This window comes from Streptomyces olivoverticillatus (genome assembly GCF_014203555.1).
Taxonomy (GTDB): domain Bacteria; phylum Actinomycetota; class Actinomycetes; order Streptomycetales; family Streptomycetaceae; genus Streptomyces; species Streptomyces olivoverticillatus.
Genome location: NZ_JACHJH010000001.1, coordinates 932,762 through 948,682 on the forward strand (window position 1 = coordinate 932,762; position 15,921 = coordinate 948,682).

At 67.8% G+C, this 15,921-nt stretch carries 15 protein-coding genes and 2 pseudogenes; 4 read left to right on the top strand and 13 right to left on the bottom strand.

Annotation, left to right across the window (positions count from 1 at the left end; all coding sequences use genetic code 11):
* Positions 1 to 16: 16 nt before the first annotated feature.
* From FHS39_RS04310 to FHS39_RS25805, 3 genes are all read right to left on the bottom strand, one after another.
* On the bottom strand, positions 17 to 796 hold the full coding sequence (locus tag FHS39_RS04310; RefSeq protein ID WP_184346367.1) for a phosphotransferase: 780 nt from the start codon (positions 794 to 796) through the stop codon (positions 17 to 19).
* Between the two features lie 141 nt (positions 797 to 937).
* On the bottom strand, positions 938 to 1,180 hold the full coding sequence (locus FHS39_RS04315; protein WP_184346368.1) for a hypothetical protein: 243 nt from the start codon (positions 1,178 to 1,180) through the stop codon (positions 938 to 940).
* Positions 1,177 to 1,569, bottom strand: a complete 393-nt coding sequence (locus FHS39_RS25805) for a hypothetical protein (RefSeq protein WP_343069349.1) — start codon at positions 1,567 to 1,569, stop codon at positions 1,177 to 1,179. Before FHS39_RS25805 ends, FHS39_RS04315 begins: the two co-directional genes overlap by 4 nt.
* Before the next feature lie 169 nt (positions 1,570 to 1,738).
* Here FHS39_RS25805 and FHS39_RS04325 point away from each other — a divergent pair, with 169 nt between their 5' ends.
* The gene (locus FHS39_RS04325) at positions 1,739 to 1,963 is read left to right on the top strand and encodes a GntR family transcriptional regulator (RefSeq protein WP_221462430.1); all 225 of its coding nucleotides are present in this window, start codon (positions 1,739 to 1,741) and stop codon (positions 1,961 to 1,963) included.
* 137 nt (positions 1,964 to 2,100) lie between these two features.
* On the opposite strand, the gene FHS39_RS04330 is transcribed toward FHS39_RS04325, so the two are convergent.
* From FHS39_RS04330 to FHS39_RS04370, 9 genes and pseudogenes are all read right to left on the bottom strand, one after another.
* Positions 2,101 to 3,315, bottom strand: a complete 1,215-nt coding sequence (locus FHS39_RS04330; RefSeq protein WP_184346370.1) for a helix-turn-helix domain-containing protein — start codon at positions 3,313 to 3,315, stop codon at positions 2,101 to 2,103.
* Positions 3,316 to 3,480: 165 nt separating this feature from the next.
* Positions 3,481 to 3,932 (bottom strand): annotated as a pseudogene (locus FHS39_RS04335) (DUF6879 family protein).
* Positions 3,933 to 3,978: 46 nt separating this feature from the next.
* On the bottom strand, positions 3,979 to 4,182 hold the full coding sequence (locus FHS39_RS04340; RefSeq protein WP_184346371.1) for a hypothetical protein: 204 nt from the start codon (positions 4,180 to 4,182) through the stop codon (positions 3,979 to 3,981).
* Between the two features lie 64 nt (positions 4,183 to 4,246).
* Positions 4,247 to 4,552, bottom strand: a complete 306-nt coding sequence (locus FHS39_RS04345) for an NAD(P)-binding domain-containing protein (protein WP_246469804.1) — start codon at positions 4,550 to 4,552, stop codon at positions 4,247 to 4,249.
* A complete protein-coding gene (locus tag FHS39_RS04350) occupies positions 4,545 to 4,967 on the bottom strand; it encodes a TIGR03668 family PPOX class F420-dependent oxidoreductase (RefSeq protein WP_184346372.1) in 423 nt (140 codons plus the stop codon). Before FHS39_RS04350 ends, FHS39_RS04345 begins: the two co-directional genes overlap by 8 nt.
* A gap of 1,284 nt (positions 4,968 to 6,251) precedes the next feature.
* A complete protein-coding gene (locus tag FHS39_RS25955) occupies positions 6,252 to 6,410 on the bottom strand; it encodes a DUF7196 family protein (protein WP_425507730.1) in 159 nt (52 codons plus the stop codon).
* An 848-nt stretch (positions 6,411 to 7,258) separates the two neighbouring features.
* Positions 7,259 to 8,476: an ice-binding family protein gene (locus tag FHS39_RS04355; RefSeq protein WP_221462289.1), complete on the bottom strand. Its 1,218-nt coding sequence runs from the start codon at positions 8,474 to 8,476 to the stop codon at positions 7,259 to 7,261.
* A gap of 1,054 nt (positions 8,477 to 9,530) precedes the next feature.
* Positions 9,531 to 9,911 (bottom strand): annotated as a pseudogene (locus tag FHS39_RS25960) (helix-turn-helix domain-containing protein); the annotation flags it as partial.
* A 68-nt stretch (positions 9,912 to 9,979) separates the two neighbouring features.
* Positions 9,980 to 10,321: a hypothetical protein gene (locus FHS39_RS04370; protein WP_184346376.1), complete on the bottom strand. Its 342-nt coding sequence runs from the start codon at positions 10,319 to 10,321 to the stop codon at positions 9,980 to 9,982.
* Positions 10,322 to 10,356: 35 nt separating this feature from the next.
* Between FHS39_RS04370 and FHS39_RS04375 the strand changes: the two genes are divergently transcribed.
* Positions 10,357 to 11,511 (top strand): acyltransferase family protein, encoded by a 1,155-nt coding sequence (locus tag FHS39_RS04375; protein ID WP_184346377.1) that lies wholly within the window; start codon positions 10,357 to 10,359, stop codon positions 11,509 to 11,511.
* Here the strand turns inward: FHS39_RS04375 and FHS39_RS04380 are convergent.
* Complete coding sequence (locus FHS39_RS04380) at positions 11,471 to 12,946, bottom strand: NCS2 family permease (RefSeq protein WP_184346378.1); 1,476 nt, start codon at positions 12,944 to 12,946, stop codon at positions 11,471 to 11,473. The two genes, FHS39_RS04375 and FHS39_RS04380, sit on opposite strands and share 41 nt — an antisense overlap.
* Before the next feature lie 223 nt (positions 12,947 to 13,169).
* Between FHS39_RS04380 and FHS39_RS04385 the strand changes: the two genes are divergently transcribed.
* Positions 13,170 to 13,448, top strand: a complete 279-nt coding sequence (locus tag FHS39_RS04385) for a DUF2530 domain-containing protein (RefSeq protein ID WP_184346379.1) — start codon at positions 13,170 to 13,172, stop codon at positions 13,446 to 13,448.
* Between the two features lie 82 nt (positions 13,449 to 13,530).
* Entirely contained in the window at positions 13,531 to 15,903 is a 2,373-nt protein-coding gene (locus FHS39_RS04390) for an HAD-IC family P-type ATPase (protein ID WP_184346380.1), read from the top strand.
* Positions 15,904 to 15,921: the final 18 nt, after the last annotated feature.

The window sequence follows — 15,921 nt, forward strand, 5'->3', positions numbered from 1 at the left end:
CGGGCCCCTCCGTGCCCTACGGCATGAGGCCGAGCAGCGCCGTGAAGCGGGCGTTGCTCGGGCGGGCCGCGACGGGGCCGACCCGGGAGTCCCAGTGCCGGCAGTTCGCCGCGACGAACGCCCGCAGGGCCTGCGCATCGGCCGCCCGCCAGCAGGGGAATCGGGCAGCCCAGGCGAGCGCCCGGCCAGTCGGGCAGTCGGCTTCCATCAGCCGTACGGTCGTGTAGGCGACATCGGCCCAGGCCGGTCCGAGGGCGGGCATGGCCCAGTCGACGAGGTGCGCGCGACGGTCGGCGATGAGGATGTTGTGCGGGTTGGTGTCTGTGTGCAAGAGGCTGTCGCCACCGAGCAAGGCCGCTTCGCCAGGGGCGAGCAATGCCGACCAGCGCTCGACGAGCGGCGGCACCGCAGGGGTGGGCCGGGGCTGCCGGTCGTGCGCTGTGCGCAACGCCTCGGCGACGAGCGGCAGATCGGGCGACCCGGGCGATAGGTCGGCGTGCCGCCCGTCAACGTACTCGAACCCCAGCAGGTCCCAACCGTCAGCGACGACCTGCCACAGCAACCGGGGGCCTATGGCGCGCACGTACGGATTGACCAGCACTTCCCACTGTTGTGCAGCCCGATGCACGGGGCCGCCCTTGACGAACGTCCTGCCTGTGGCGGTGGTGAGACTGAGCGCGGTCGCACAGGTGAGGCCGTCCGGCAGCGTCTCCGCGGCAATGACCGCCCCGGTGCGCTCTTCGACAGCCGCCCGGACAGCGCCGGGCAGCTCAGGCCATGCGGTACGGGCCGACACGGTCCCCCCTCGTGAGGGGGTGGCAGCCGAGGACGGCTGCCACCCGGGGCAGAAGACGCTACTGCACTGTTGCGCCGCATTTACGACAGCGCGTCGCGCCGCTCCACTGGACCCAGTCGTGGTCGCAGTCGTCATTGCAGATCACTGTTCGCATTTCATTCCCTTCGCGCGATCGGCCAACGTGGCGCCTCCCCACGTCTGCTGAGCGGCCTCGAACCGCCGCCGCTCGGCTGTCACGGGCGGCCGCAGGTTGGAGGTGTAGGCGGTCCAGGCGCAGCCGTTGGGGTACTGGAGCCGGGTCAGACCGTTCGCGGATTTGGTGACGGCACCGACGGCGTTGTTGAAGGTGTCGACGACGACGGCACCCACCTCTGGGTCGGTCATTTACCCCACCTGCCCCGCGAGTTCACAACCTTCACTTTGGCCCTCAGCTGCTCGGCACCGGTAGCAGCCCGCACGACCTCGGGCACCGCCTCCCACTCCAGCCCGCCGGCCGGTGGACGAAGTTGAAGGCGCGGGCCCACGTGACCCATGACCTGGCCCAGCTTGTCGAGCTGCATGTCGACGACAAAGGTTCCGGCCACGTGCGGCAGTTGGGCCACCGGCGGACAGGTGCACTCCAGCACGGGGGTGACGTACGCGCCTAGGGCGCTGGTGTGGGGCAGGGAGAGTACGGCGGGTGCGAAGGTGTCGTTAGCGACGTTGCCGCGACTGCCGGATTTTGCGAGAAGCACTCTCGCCCACGCGAGGAATCGGGCGATACGCTCTTTCATGTCATCAGCTCCTATGAGGCTGGTGGCCATGCCCCCGGGCCGGTAGCACGGCCGCGGGGGTTTGTGGTGAGTGCCACAGTAAGGTGACCCCTCTACACCTGTCTATAGCCGGATACTACCCTCAGCGTCTATGTTCGGTTGGGTGTCAATACGTACGGTTCTGCAAGTGATGGACTACGACCCCACCCGTCCCAAGTGGACCCAGATCGCCGACGTGCTTCGGGAGCGCATCGCGAGTGGCGAATACCCGGTCAACCACCTGATCTCCGAGACGCGGCTGGAGCAGGAGTTCGGCGTAGCGCGAGTCACGGTGCGCAAGGTCACCGCCGCACTTCGCAAAGAGGGTCTGATCGTTACCACGCCTGGCATGGGCTCGTTCGTAGCACGGCAGTAGCCGAGGACTCCGACAGCTGACCGGGCTCGTTTACGGCCACACGGCGGCCGAGGCCGCTGCGAACTGCTCACCATGACCCACAGGCTGGACTGGTCAACCACGCCGCCCCAGGGACGGAACGTCCTACTTCTGCGACGCTAGCCCGCGACGCCCAAGAACTCGGCCAGCTTGCGCAGACCGGGCGGACGTGACTTCGCTGCCCAGAGGTCTTGGACGATGGTGACGGCCAACGTGTGGTGGCGCATCCACGACGGTGCGACGCGGTGCAGCTTCGCAAGGGACTTGGTGGCGCCCTCGGCATCGCCGATGTCGGCGTACGCGCGAGCCACGTCCAGCAGCAGCCACGTCCGCCAGGACAGAGGGGTTTCCCTGCTCAGCCGCATTCCCCTCGCAAGCCTGAGGGCTTCCTCCGGCCGAGCGTGCTGAACGGCGAGACGCACGCGCTCGATGCGTACGGACGACTTACTGAAGATGCTCAGGAGCTTGCCGTCCGCAGGCGGTGGCATCGTGGCAAGGCGACCGGCGGCCTGCTCTGCCGTGCGCATCATGGCGTTCGCCGTCTCATAGTCGCCGGAGCGTGCGCTGCTCGTGGCAGCGGACATCAGCAAGCCACCCCATACACGCACGCCCTCGGCACTGTGAATGTGACGCTGCTCGACGCCGTCGGCCGCGCGAACCGCCAAACTGCCCGCGTCGTCCAGCCGGTTCTGACGCTGGTACGCCCACGCCACGGAGTTGCAGATCATCGGCGGCAGGAGCGGGTCCATCGAGACTTCGGCTGCGGCGAACGCACGTTCAAGGCTCGACAGCGCGAGATCGGTCTTCCCCAGCCGGATGGCAAGGTGACCGCCCAATTGCAGTGCCTTCGCCAAAGCTCCCTGCCCGGCCCCGCGTTGGCCCTCGTCGCCCACGGCCGAGGCGAACCGGGCGTCCGCGATGATGCCGGGCAGCACTTCCATGACCCGGCCGAAATCCGCCGCGTGGTAGAGGGTCCAGGCCGCAGCGATCTCGCTCCGCAGTAAAGGCAGAGACAGCGACTCGGCACCGCTGGGCTCAGACGGTGGAGCAAACAAGGGCGGCATGATGGCGCGCCGCACGGCCACCAACGCAGGAGGCTCTGCTTCACCCGTGGAAGGCACGGCAGGTGGATCCCCCAGCAGGGTGGTGACCTCCACGCCCAGCCCCTTGGCAAGCGCATGGAGCGTCGGCAGCCGAGCCGAATGCTTACGCCGCTGCTCCAGCTTCCGCACGACGTCCACAGACACACCCGAACGTTCGGCCAGCCCCTCTTGCGTGAGGTCGGCCATTCTGCGCAACCGCTGTACGCGATCGCCCAAGTGCTCACTACCCATGCCATCGAAGCTACGCTGCACCGGAGGCACGGCGAGGTAATTTCCTCGCGAAGGCCGTGGAGGGCGCCAGCAGCCGACGGCCGCTGCATGGCAGACGCAGGCCAGCCTGGCGCCCGCGGGGTGGGCCCCACGGGTGGAGGACGCGGTCGCGCTGTTGGCTCTCGCTCAAGCGTGTCGCTGCCAGTAGTCCGCGTACGGAGTCGCATGCTTCCAGGCCGTGTCGCGGTAGGCGCGATATTGCAGGAGCACGTCCTCACTCAACGGCTCGGCCCCGAGGAACTCGTCATCCCCGTTGTAGTGCATCCGGTAGACCGCCGCGTCGTCGAAGAGCCAGAAGTCGTGATCTGGCAGCCCTTCGACTGTTTGATCGGTCAGGTCGATGATGCGGATGTCCTCACCGGCCTTGGCGTTGCCGACGTAGCCCCACCCGAGCTCGAAACGAAGGTAGTCACTCAGGGGCGAGCGCAGGATGTGAACCTGCGCAGCTCCTTGCCGAAGTCGACCATGGAACGCACCCACTGGCTGTCCTCCCAGGCCTCGGGCATGGTGCCACCAGCCAGGAAAGAGGCGAACTCTTCCCGCTCACCGTCGACGTTGTAGCGGTCCTTCGTCTCCATTTTGAAGGCCGATGATTCGAGTGTCTGGAACAGCCGATTGAACTCGTCACCCACGAGGAGAATTGAAGTACCCCTCCAGCAGTTCGGCCATCACTTCAACCGCGGTTTCGTTCTCGGGCAAGTCGAGCTGTGCCAAACGCTCGGCACTGAGAACCTTGAAGCCTTGGACGATGTAGCGCCCGTGTTCCGTGCGCCATAGTGTGGGGCACGGCCCCTCCTTGCAGTCGCTTGCAAGCTTCTCAAGTGCCATCGAGGCCCCCTTCGACATCGACTTGCACGCCGCGTTCGATGCTGCCGAGCATGTGACCCCAAGGTCAGGGGCTACGTCTTTCCACAACGGGAAAGGGCTCAGCGCACGACTTTGATGCCGAAGTGGCCGCCGAACTGCTGGCCGAAGCCGATGGCGGAGTGCATGTGGGCGTACATCTCCATGCCACGGGCGCACACCAGGGGCCGACGTCGAGGATGTCGGTCCAGCCGTACTCCTTGAGCAGCTCGGTGGCCTGCTTCTTGGCGTCGGCGTGGTCGCCGGCGACGAACATGGTGTGGTCGCCGCCCCCGACGGCCTGCGGGTTGACGACGGTGGCCTGTTCCTGGGTGACGAAGGACAGCTCACGCACCGCCCCAAGCCCACCCGCTCCACCGGTCCACCTCGATCGCCACCACCGGTCCGTCCAGTGGACGCCCCTCGTGCTGGGGGTACTTCGCCCGCAGCAGGCCGACCGGTCCGGCGCACCGCTCGCGCTCGCGCCAGACCCGTGCCCGGCCATCCGCCCTTGCCCACCACAACTGCCGCCAGTCGGACGCGTAGTGGTCCGTCAGGAGCGAGACCCGCGGGTTCTCCTCGATGTTGCGCAAGCGGCGCAGCTCCCATGTGCTCTTCGGCTTCGCGTCGACCGCGAAGTACACGACGTCGCCATCCACGGCGAACGTGACCGGCACGATGTGCGGTACGCCGTGCGCGTCGGCCGTCGCCAGTCTTGCGACCGGCGACGCCTCGAACCGCTCCTTGGCCTCCGTCGGCCCCAGTCTCACTCCACCGAGCCTAGTGACCGTCCCGCGGGTCGGCGCGCGGACGACGGACGGCGCCCTCCGCGTCCCTTTGGCTCTGCTCGCGGTGCAGGTGCACCAGGGCCGCATTAGGTTCGGTCGCGGTGGGAGCACGGGGCTCCCGGAGAGGGCAGTGGAGCGCATGGCGGTGGTCTTCGCCGGGCGCCCACGGTGGCGCTGCTGGTCCTCACCCTGGTGGCAAGCCTGGTCCAGGCGGCTTTGTGGCCGACTGCGGCACGGGCCCAGGTGAATATCCACAGGGCCGGCACGTTCAATATGCGAGGCGCCCCGGACCGCTGAATGCAGGGCGTTTTTCCGGCGGCCAAACAGGTGGAGATCCTCGCCCTCCAAGAGGTGCCCGATGCGGACCCTCCCGATGCACAACCGGCAAACAGAACCTGGGTGGGGCAGGAGACGAAGCTGACGGGCGGCTTCACCATCCAGCGCTACAGCTGGGTGAACTACCGACCGCCCGATTCCACCCCACCGAGAACAAGCCCCTGTGCCATCTACCGGGTGAAGACGCCCAAGCGCAGGGACAGATCCCTCGCCATCGTCGTCAACCAATCGGCGGATTCGGTCAGGGCCGTACAAGTCATCCCGCCGCAGCCTGTGGAACTCGGCGACCCGGTGGACAACGCCGCCAAGCCCGCGCTCGGCATCAGGCTCACGGACGGGCCTGGTTCTACTCCCTCCACGCCCAGAACAGGGGGAGCCGGACTAATCAGCGCAACGACGCCCCCAACCTGGTGCGCAAGATCTCGGCGGATGCCGGGGACCACTGGGCCGCCATGGGCGATTTCAACCGCACGCCCGACCCGCTAGGGCCTCTCCTCTACGACGAGCCGGATGCCCAGGTCATCCGCTCGGGGTATAGACAAGGTGAGGCAGGCCCTGGAGGGAATCCAGTCCGCCATGGCAGGGGCCGGCTACCGAGCAGGCGACTACCGTCTGGTGATGCAGTCCTACCCGGCACCGCTGCCGCCGAGCACCGACTACCGGTACGGGGAGTCACGCTTCGCGCGGTACGGCTACGGGGCTGCCCGTTCTACGACGTGGACACGGACTGGGCCCGGCAGACCCTCGTGGCGGCATGACCCGCGAACTCAAAGCCGCCGCCACTTCGGTGCGCGCCAAATTCCTCGACATCAGTGACGCGTTCGCCGGTCATGAACTGTGCAACAAGGTCTCCGGATAGGCCACCGCCGGCAACTCCTCGATGAGGGGATCCTGGCACGGTGCTGAGGAGCCCTGACCACCAGGCAGGCGTCACTGCATGACGATGGTGATCGATCCGGTGCCGCCTGCTCGTTGGTTTGCGGCCTCGGCTTCCTGGTAGGTGACATATTGACGGCTTGTGCCGTCGGGCAGGTTCAATTGGTAGCCGATGACGGTCCGAGGGGTTCCCCCGCCGCAATTGCATGGCATGGCTGCGGTCCTTTCACGTTTCGATTCTTCACTGCCGGGTTGGGCCGGAAGCCCCGGGCTCCGCGGTCCGCGTGCGTCTCCCCGGGAGGTGCCGCGCAACGGACAGGTAGGAGGCGCTGGTCAGTCCAGCCACCGTGAAGCGACTCCCGCCAGGTAGGAGAGTGTCAGGGCAGTCGCCGGAGCCTGGAACCATGGAGAGCCTCCCCAGCAGGTGGCGGACAAGGCTGCGGCGGTTGCGACCCAGATGCTTGTGCACCATCCGCAGCTGACCAGGTAAGCGGCTCGGGAGTCGTCACCGAAGTGAGCGCCGGCCCATGATCTGAACCCCGCCGCCAGTGCGTCCTTGGTGATGAGACGGGTGAGGCGACACGTGGCGCCGAGGGCGAGTAGGAACGCGGCAACGCTCATGGAAAACCATCCACTCTCCGGCTGGGCTCAATACGGGGCGGGCTCGGCGGGCACCCATATGACGCTAAAACATGGGTCTGACCGGCCACCTGGCGGCTCCATGCGGGGCCTTGGGGTTGTGAGAGCCGCTCGGCTGTCCCGGGGCCGTTGCCGGAGGGAAACGTCGGCCCCGGTCCTCACCTGTGAGCCGGCCACGCACCACCGGCACCCGGGGCTGTCCGCCCCCTTCTCCGTCCTGCCGACGGGCCTGGTGCCGAATGGCTCACCGGTAAGTTCGAGTCGGGCTGTCCCCCGTCCTTCCACGACGGGGGACAGCTCTTGAGGGGCTGGCCGCCTACCGGAAGGCCGTCAGGCCAGGGGCTGCACTGCGTGACCGGCTCGGTGCACGAGTACCGCAGCAGGACCCGTCATGCGGCGCCGGCCGATCGGGCGCAGGCCGGTCACACCGGCGGGAAGCAGGGCACCAGGGAGCCGGTCGCATGGACCAGGACGCCGTCGACGGTGGCGACCGCCGTGTAGCTGCTGGTGCTGATCTGCAGCAGGGACAGGCTGGCGTTGAGGGTGGCGATGCCGTTGGCGTTGGTCACCGCGGATCCCACCGGCAGGCCGAAGACGGAGAAGTTGACCGTGACGCCCGCTTGCGCCGGCGTGAGGGTGGCCGTCAACGTCGCCGCGAACACGTTCGGAATCGGGAAGGGCAGGTTGACGTGCCAGCAGGCGGGCGCCACGCTCAGCGGGCCCGTCGCCGGAGTGACGGGGATGGTGAGGGGCGCGGACGCGACGCCGGTGCACGCGCACCCGCTGCCGACCGCGGTGACGATGGCAGTGATGGTGGCCGGCCCGGCGGTGTTGAACGTCAGCGGTCCGGTGGCGACACCGGCCGCGTTGGTGGCGGCGGTTACCGGGACCGCACCACCGGTGAAGGTCACCAACCCACCGACGACCGGCAGACCGTTGCAGGTCACCAGAGCGGACACGGGGGTCGGCTGCCTGACCACCACCGGCCCGGCCACCGGCTGGACCACCACCGAGCAAGTGGACAGGGGCGGCACGGTGACCGCGTTCGAGTCCAGCGTGACGGCGGCGCCGAGAGCCAGCAGCCGGCCGTCCACGATGGCCCCCGTGGTGGCGGTGATCGAGGTGAAGGCGAGGATGCTGCCCCTGATGGTGGAGCCGGCGCCGAGGGTCGCGGAGCTGCCGACCTGCCAGAAGACGTTGGCGGACTGCGCCTGGTTGATGAGGTTGACGTTGCCGGTGGCTCCCGTGATGAGCGTGGTGGCCATCTTGAAGATGAAGACGGCGTTGGGATTGCCCTGACCGTTCAGGGTCAGTGTCCCGTTGAGGGTGAACGTGCCGGAGGCGGAGTTGTACACGCCGGGGGTCAGGGTGGTCCCCCCGAGTTCCGTCGCGACAGTGGCCGTGACCGGTTGGGAGAGTGCGTTGGCGTACCCGGTCAGCAGGTCGGCCTGGGCCTGCGCCGCGGCGGCGTCGTTCACGTGGATGGTTCCGGTGACCGTTCCGGGAGGAAAGCCGGTCACCGCACCGGCGGGGCTCACTCCGAGGTCGCCGGCGACCACGGTGGGGCCGGTGTTGGTGATCGCCGTGTTGGCGAGCACCCCGTAGGTGGCGGCGGTGCCCAGAGGCACAGGTGTTGCCATCGTGGATTTCCTTTCCATGGGTTCCGGGGCAGCCCTGGTGCCGCCCTGAAACTGGGGGAAAGCGGCGCGCTCGCACCGCTGCGACCGGCGCCTTGGCATGGGGTGAGCTGTGCCATCTGCTGCACGCCGGGATGAACATGAAGGCTTCGACCGAGCGTGGTATGGGCACTCGCCACAGCTGCCTGAGGGCACTCGGGCGTCGGCGCTCGTACCGCGTGCCCCTGGTGACGCCGCACCGGAGGTCGCCGGATGCCGGATCGTCGCCTGCGCCGGACGCCGAGGGCATCCGGCATCCAGGTCTGATGCAGAACAGGGGGATCCTGGAATCCCGCGGAGTTGTCGCCCGAGTCGGTGACTTGGGCGTGCTAGGGGACCGTGGAGCCCGGTTTGAGATGGGATTCACCAATACCGGGACGGTCGGATTCAGCGGAGTCGGCAGCGTGAGTTGATTTCCACTTGCCACGACTCAAAGCAGTTGATGCCTTTTCGGGTGAAAACTCACGCCCATATTGAGCCCTCGCGATCTAGGTCTGCATGGATTACTTCGGGGCCCCCAAGAGCTGACTGCCAGTCAGCCAGTGGCTGATAGGCGGGCAACTGACCAGCCGTCCAAGGAGCACCCATCAGGAAACGCCGCTGACCGCTACCGGCCAAACCGGCAAATCATGAGTCCCCGAGAGGGTTGGGCGACCTCCGGACTCACTATTGCTATTAAGGCATCACCGGCGAGCCCGGGATAGAGGGAGGACCCAGGTATCCCCCGAATGGCGTAGCGCCTTGACAGGATCGCAGCTGCCACCGCCATGCGTGGACATCACGCCTTGACGGCGGAGCAAACTCACGGCTGGCACAAACAACGGAGACTTGCTGGCTGGGGGTGACGCTCGGGGCGGGGCAGGATGAGCCCGGTCTCAGCGATGAAGCCATCGAGGAGGTCGGCCCTGTATTGCATCTTCTTCAGCCGGGTCCGGGCCTTGGAGGCGAGTTGTCGGGTGGTGCAGGCGGCCAGGTTGGCCAGTGACTTCTTCAGGTGGGCCCACACGCCTTCAGCAGGAATCCGGGAGACCTGCGACGCGCTGAACCTCACGCGGAAGCGCCGCGCGGTCAGTAACGCGATCCGCGGCAGCGTCCAGCGCTGGTCCTCCACCCAGCCATGCGCGGCGGGCCCCTGTTCCAGCGCCTGGTCCAGTCACGCCCGCCACTGCGGCGTCATCCGCGAGGGCGGCCCGCTGGGCCCCTTGGACCGCAGAGCCTGCACCCCGCCGTCCCGCCAGAGGGCGTGCCAGGCATAAGCGGACTTCCGCGACACCCGTAACCGCTTGGCCACCACAGGCGGAGCCGCACCCTGCTCAAACATCTCGGCGGCCTCGAACCGCACCCGCTGCCGCCGAGCCCGCTGCCGAGCGGTCAGGCCGCCCCCATCGGAATACCGCATCTACCAGAAATACAACAAAAGTTACTACGCGTCACCCCAACCAGCAAGCCTCAGTAGCGCTATCGGCTCTACCGCTTACCTGTCCGCCTCATCGTCTGCCATTCCACAAAAACAGGATCAAGCCAGATCGAAACCAGATCACCAGTGTCAATGCCCAGGACAATTCCACTGGCGATCTGGACGAACTCGGCGTCGACGGCATCCTTCAGGCGTATGGCGATCCAGCCGGAAGAAGGGTCATAAGAAACCCGCCGCTCCTTTCCAGGAACCTCAAGTGAAACTCCAGGCTGGAAGGAGTGATCCGACGAGATGAACACCCGCCCAGGGAAGTGGTTGGGAGCGCCCAACTCGGCCTCGTCGCAGGTGAGCACACCCTCAAGAGGAGATCCGTCTTGGATGGAAAACTTCACTTCGGTGACTAACCTTTTACACACTTGAAGAGGAAGTGGATAATCCTGTTCGAGTTTACGCCGATGTTGAGCTCCCAGATCCCCTTGCTTCCGTTCATCGCTCCGGGCGTCCTCCACTCGACAACCCCGGCAGCACCGCGGCCTGGTCGGCCCGGGACCGTGACACGACGACCGGATTCTGGCGGCGCCGTTTCGCCCGGATCTATCCGAGCCACGTGGTGACCTTCGCTGTCGCCGCCCTCACGCTCGTATGGATGGGGAAGGCCCTGAACCCGGCCATCGCGCTGGGAAACCCGAGCCTGACCCAGGCGTGGGTCCCGAACCGGACCAAGTGGTGGTTCGGCTACAACGGCGTCTCCTGGTCGCTGAGTTGCGAAGCCCTGTTCTACCTCACGTTCCCCTTCGCGATCAGACTCGTCCGGCGGCTTTCGACCCGCGGCCTGTGGGCAACGGTGACCGTGGCCAATGTGTGCGTCACCCTCTTCCCGCTGTTCACGGCACCCGTCGGATGGGCGACCGGGTGGGACGCGAAGTGCATGCTCTACATGCTGCCGCCTGCACGGCTGATCGAGTTCGTGGCCGGAATCGCTCTCGCGCTGCTGGTGAAGAACGGTTCCTGGCGCGGACCGGGCCTGACCGCGAGTCTCGCTCTGTCCCTCGTCACCGTTTTCGGCCTGACCCACGTCATGCCCTTCAACTTCCGCTGGAGCGCCTGCACGGTCATCCCGTTCACCCTCACCGTCGCCGCGGCTGCCCGCGCCGATGTCGGTGGTGAGCCCTCACCGTTCAGGAACCGGTACATCGTGTATCTCGGCGAGATTTCCTTCGCCTTCTACCTGGTGCACGAAATAGCCATCTTCAGCGCCAACCATTTCCTCACCACCCACCACGTCGTCCTCCCCCTGACGCTGCACATGGGCCTGGTCTTCGCGGTCTCGCTGATCGGTGCAGTCCTGCTGCACGAGTACGTGGAGAAGCCGGGCGTGCGCCTGCTCTCCCGCAGCCGGCGCAAGCCCCCGGCCGGCCGGCACCTCCTGGCACCGGAGGCACCGGAGACACCGGAGGCACCGGTGAAGGCGACGAAAACGGCCCGGCGGCCGACGCGCGATCGCGCCGACTCGCCGGGCCGTAAGCAGGGGCCGCGCGCTGCTACTTCACGCCCAGCCACTGCTCGATCGGGTTCAGCATGAAGTAGACGAGGAAGCACGCCCCGACCACGTTCAGCAGCCACGGGATCTCACGGGCCCGCTTGTCCGCCACGCGCAGCAGGATGAAGGCCAGGATGCCGATGCCGATGCCGTTCGTGATCGAGTAGGTGAACGGCATGGAGATGATCGTCAGGAACGCGGGGATCGCGATCGTGAAGTCGCTCCAGTCGATCTCCTTGACGTTGGCCGCCATGATCAGGAAGCCGACGACCAGCAGCGCCGGGGTCGCGGCCTGCGAGGGGACCACGGTGGCCAGCGGGGTGAAGACCAGGGCGAGCAGGAAGAGGCCGCCGGTCATCAGGTTGGCCAGGCCCGTGCGGGCGCCCTCGCCGACGCCGGCCGTGGACTCGACGAAGCAGGTGTTGGCGGATGCCGAGCCGAGGCCGCCGCCCGCCACCGCGATGCCGTCCATCATCAGGATCTTGCCCATGTTGGGCAGCTGGCCCTTCTCGTCCGTCAGCCCGGCCTCCTCGCCGACGCCGATGATCGTGCCCATCGCGTCGAAGAAGCCGGACAGCAGCACGGTGAAGACGAACAGGCAGCCGGTGAGGATGCCGACCTCGTGGAAGCCGCCGAAGAGGCTGATCTTGCCGATGAGGCCGAAGTCGGGGGTGTCGACGATCTTGGACGGCCAGGACGGGACGGACAGACCCCAGCCGGCGTCCGGGATCTTGACGAGCGAGTTGATCACGATCGCGGCGAGGGTCATCGCGACGATGCCGATCAGGATCGCGCCGGACGTCTTCCGCACGACCAGGACGTACGTCAGCGCGAGGCCGACGATGAAGACGAGCACCGGCCAGCCGTGCAGCTGCCCGCCCTGGCCGAGGCCCAGGGGGACGGTGGTGTGCGCGGCGTCCGGGTTGCGGCTGACGAAGCCGGAGTCGACGAGGCCGATCAGCGAGATGAACAGACCGATGCCGATCGCGATGGCGCGCCGCAGCCCGCCCGGTATCGCGTCCATCACGCGCTGCCGCAGGCCGGAGGCGACGAGCACCATCAGCACCAGACCGGCCAGGACGACCATGCCCATCGCGTCGGGCCAGCTCATCTTGGGCGCGAGCTGGAGCGAGACGACGGCGTTAATGCCGAGGCCCGCGGCGCAGGCGATGGGGACGTTGCCGATGGCGCCCATGAGGATGGTGGAGAGCCCGGCCATCAGTGCGGTGGCCGTGACCAGCTGGGCATTGTCCAGCTGGTGGTGGAACTTGTCCTGACCCGCGCCGAGGATGATCGGGTTCAGCACGATGATGTACGCCATCGCAAAGAACGTGGCCAGGCCGCCGCGCAGTTCACGGGCCACGGACGAGCCCCGCTCGGTGATCCGGAAGTACCGGTCGAGGGCGTTCTTCGCGGCGGGCGGCGGCGTGGGGGACGGCTGCTGGGCGTCGACCGCAGCGGTGGCCGAGGAGGGCATGCGGGGACCTCAGTCGTACGGGCCTGGGAAGGCCGGGGGGAATTCAGCTAATGGATCACGATGTAATGCCATTTGATCGAACTTGGATGATCGAACAAAAGCAGACAATCAAATCCGGTTCGATTCAGTATGAATAAACAAACCCGGAATTGCTATCTCCGCGCGTAGACCCCAGCCCCACAAGGGCTCCACCGCCCCAGGCGCACCGGCTAGGCTGGCGGTCATGACGAAGTGGACCCCCAAGCACGAGGCGCCCGAGCCCCTGGAGGGCCCCGTCGTCGCCACCATCACCGGCGGCACGATCCTGTGGTTCGTCCTCTTCCTGGTCCAGCTGCCGTTCTACGGCTGGTTCGAGGACCACGGACACCTGTGGTGGCTGTGGACCTGCCTGGCCGGCGCGGGCCTCGGTCTCATCGGCATCTGGTACGTCCGCAAGCGCGACGCCGCGATCAAGCGGCACGAGGCGGCCGCGGCGCGCGAAGACGGCGACGCCGGCCGCTAGGAGCTCCCCAGCGGCGCCCCCATTCGGCCACTTCCGCCCGGTCGAAAGGTGAAGCGGGCAACCTCCACGTACCGTCGGATCCATGAGCGATCCGGCGGTCCCGGCGGTGTCGCACCCCGGCCTGACCGCGACGGAAGTCGCCGCGCGCGTGGCCCGCGGCGAGGTCAACGACGTGCCCGTACGGTCCTCGCGCTCGATCACCGAGATCGTCCGGGCCAACGTCTTCACCCGGTTCAACGCCATCATCGGCGTCCTCTTCCTGATCATCCTGGTCGTCGGCCCGATCCAGGACGGCCTCTTCGGCTTCGTCATCGTCGCCAACACCGCGATCGGCATCGTCCAGGAACTGCGTGCCAAGAAGACCCTCGACTCCCTCGCCGTCATCGGCGAGGCCAAGCCCACCGTCCGCCGCGACGGCGCGCCCACCTCCGTACGCACGGGCGAGATCGTCCTCGGCGACCTCATCGAGCTCGGCCCCGGCGAGAAGTGCGTCGTCGACGGCGAGGTGCGGGAGGCCGACGGGCTGGAGATCGACGAGTCCCTGCTCACCGGTGAGGCCGACCCGGTGCTCAAGAAGCCGGGGGACGCGGTGATGTCCGGCTCCTTCGTCGTCGCGGGCGGCGGCGCCTACACCGCCACCAAGGTGGGCCGCGAGGCGTACGCCGCCCAACTGGCCGAGGAGGCGTCCCGCTTCACGCTCGTCCACAGCGAACTGCGCACGGGCATCAGCCAGATCCTCAAGTACGTGACCTGGATGATGGTGCCGGTCGCCATCGGCCTGATCCTCAGCCAGCTCGTCGTCCAGCGGCATGACTGGAAGGAAGCGGTCCGGCGGATGGTCGCCGGGATCGTGCCGATGGTGCCCGAGGGCCTGGTGCTGCTGACGTCCGTCGCCTTCGCCATCGGCGTCGTCCGGCTGGGCCGCAAGCAGTGCCTGGTGCAGGAGCTGCCCGCCATCGAGGGCCTGGCCCGCGTCGACGTCGTCTGTCTCGACAAGACCGGCACCCTCACCGAGGGCGGCATGGACGTCACCGAGCTGCGGCTGCTGCCCGCCGCCCGCGCCGACGAGGGGTACGTGCGCCAGGTGCTCGGCGCGCTCGGCGCCTCCGATCCCCGGCCCAACGCCAGCCTGCAGGCCATCATCGACGCCTACCCCGACGGCAGCGGCTGGCACTGCACCGAAACGCTGCCCTTCTCCTCCGCCCGCAAGTACAGCGGCGCCTCGCTCGACGGCCCCGACGCGGAGAGCGGCAGCTGGCTGCTGGGCGCGCCCGACGTGCTGCTGCCGGAGGGCCACACGGCGCTCGGGGAGGTCGAGGACCTCAACGCGCAGGGGCTGCGGGTGCTGCTGCTGGCCCGTACCGAGCGCGAGCTCGGCGATCCTGGCGTCACCCAAGGCGTACGGCCGACGGCGCTGGTCGTCCTGGAGCAGCGGCTGCGCACCGACGCGGCGGACACGCTGCGCTACTTCGCCGAGCAGCACGTCTCCGCGAAGGTCATCTCCGGTGACAACGCGGTCTCCGTGGGCGCCGTCGCCGCCAAGCTCGCCCTGACCGGCGCCGAGTCGCCGGTGGACGCGCGACGGCTGCCCGCCGGGCGGGGGGAGATGGCCGAGGCGCTGGACCGGGGGGCGGTCTTCGGGCGGGTCACGCCGCAGCAGAAGCGGGACATGGTGGGGGCGCTGCAGTCGCGCGGGCACACGGTCGCGATGACAGGCGACGGGGTCAACGACGTGCTGGCCCTGAAGGACGCCGACATCGGCGTCTCGATGGGCTCGGGCTCGGAGGCGACGCGGGCCGTCGCCCAGATTGTGCTGCTCGACAACAGCTTCGCCTCGCTGCCGTCCGTGGTCGCCGAGGGCCGCCGGGTGATCGGCAACATCACGCGGGTGGCCACGCTGTTCCTGACGAAGACGGTCTACTCGGTGCTGCTGGCGATCCTCGTCGTCTGCACGCGCGTGCCCTACCCCTTCCTGCCGCGGCACCTGACGCTGCTGTCGACGCTGACGATCGGCGTGCCGGCCTTCTTCCTGGCGCTGGCGCCGAACAAGGAGCGGGCGCGGCCGCACTTCGTACGGCGGGTGATGCGCTACGCCCTCCCGGCGGGGTTGATCGCGGGGCTGGCGACGTTCGGCGTGTACGTCCTGGCCCGCGGCTACTACTCGGGGGCCGATGCGCTCGGGGCGCAGACGAGTGCGGCGACGCTGACGCTGTTCCTCGTCTCGATCTGGGTGCTGGCGATCATTGCGCGGCCGTATACATGGTGGCGGGTGGTGCTGGTGCTGGCGATGGGGGCGGGGTTTCTGGTGGTGCTGGCCATTCCGTGGCTGCAGCAGTTCTTCGCGCTCAAGTTGGTGGGGACGACGCTGCCTTGGGCGGCGGTGGGCATCGCGGTCGTCGCCGGGGTGGTGCTGGAGTTCGCCTGGCGGTGGGTGGGACGGAAGTTTCCTGCGTAAGCGGCCTGAGCAGCACGA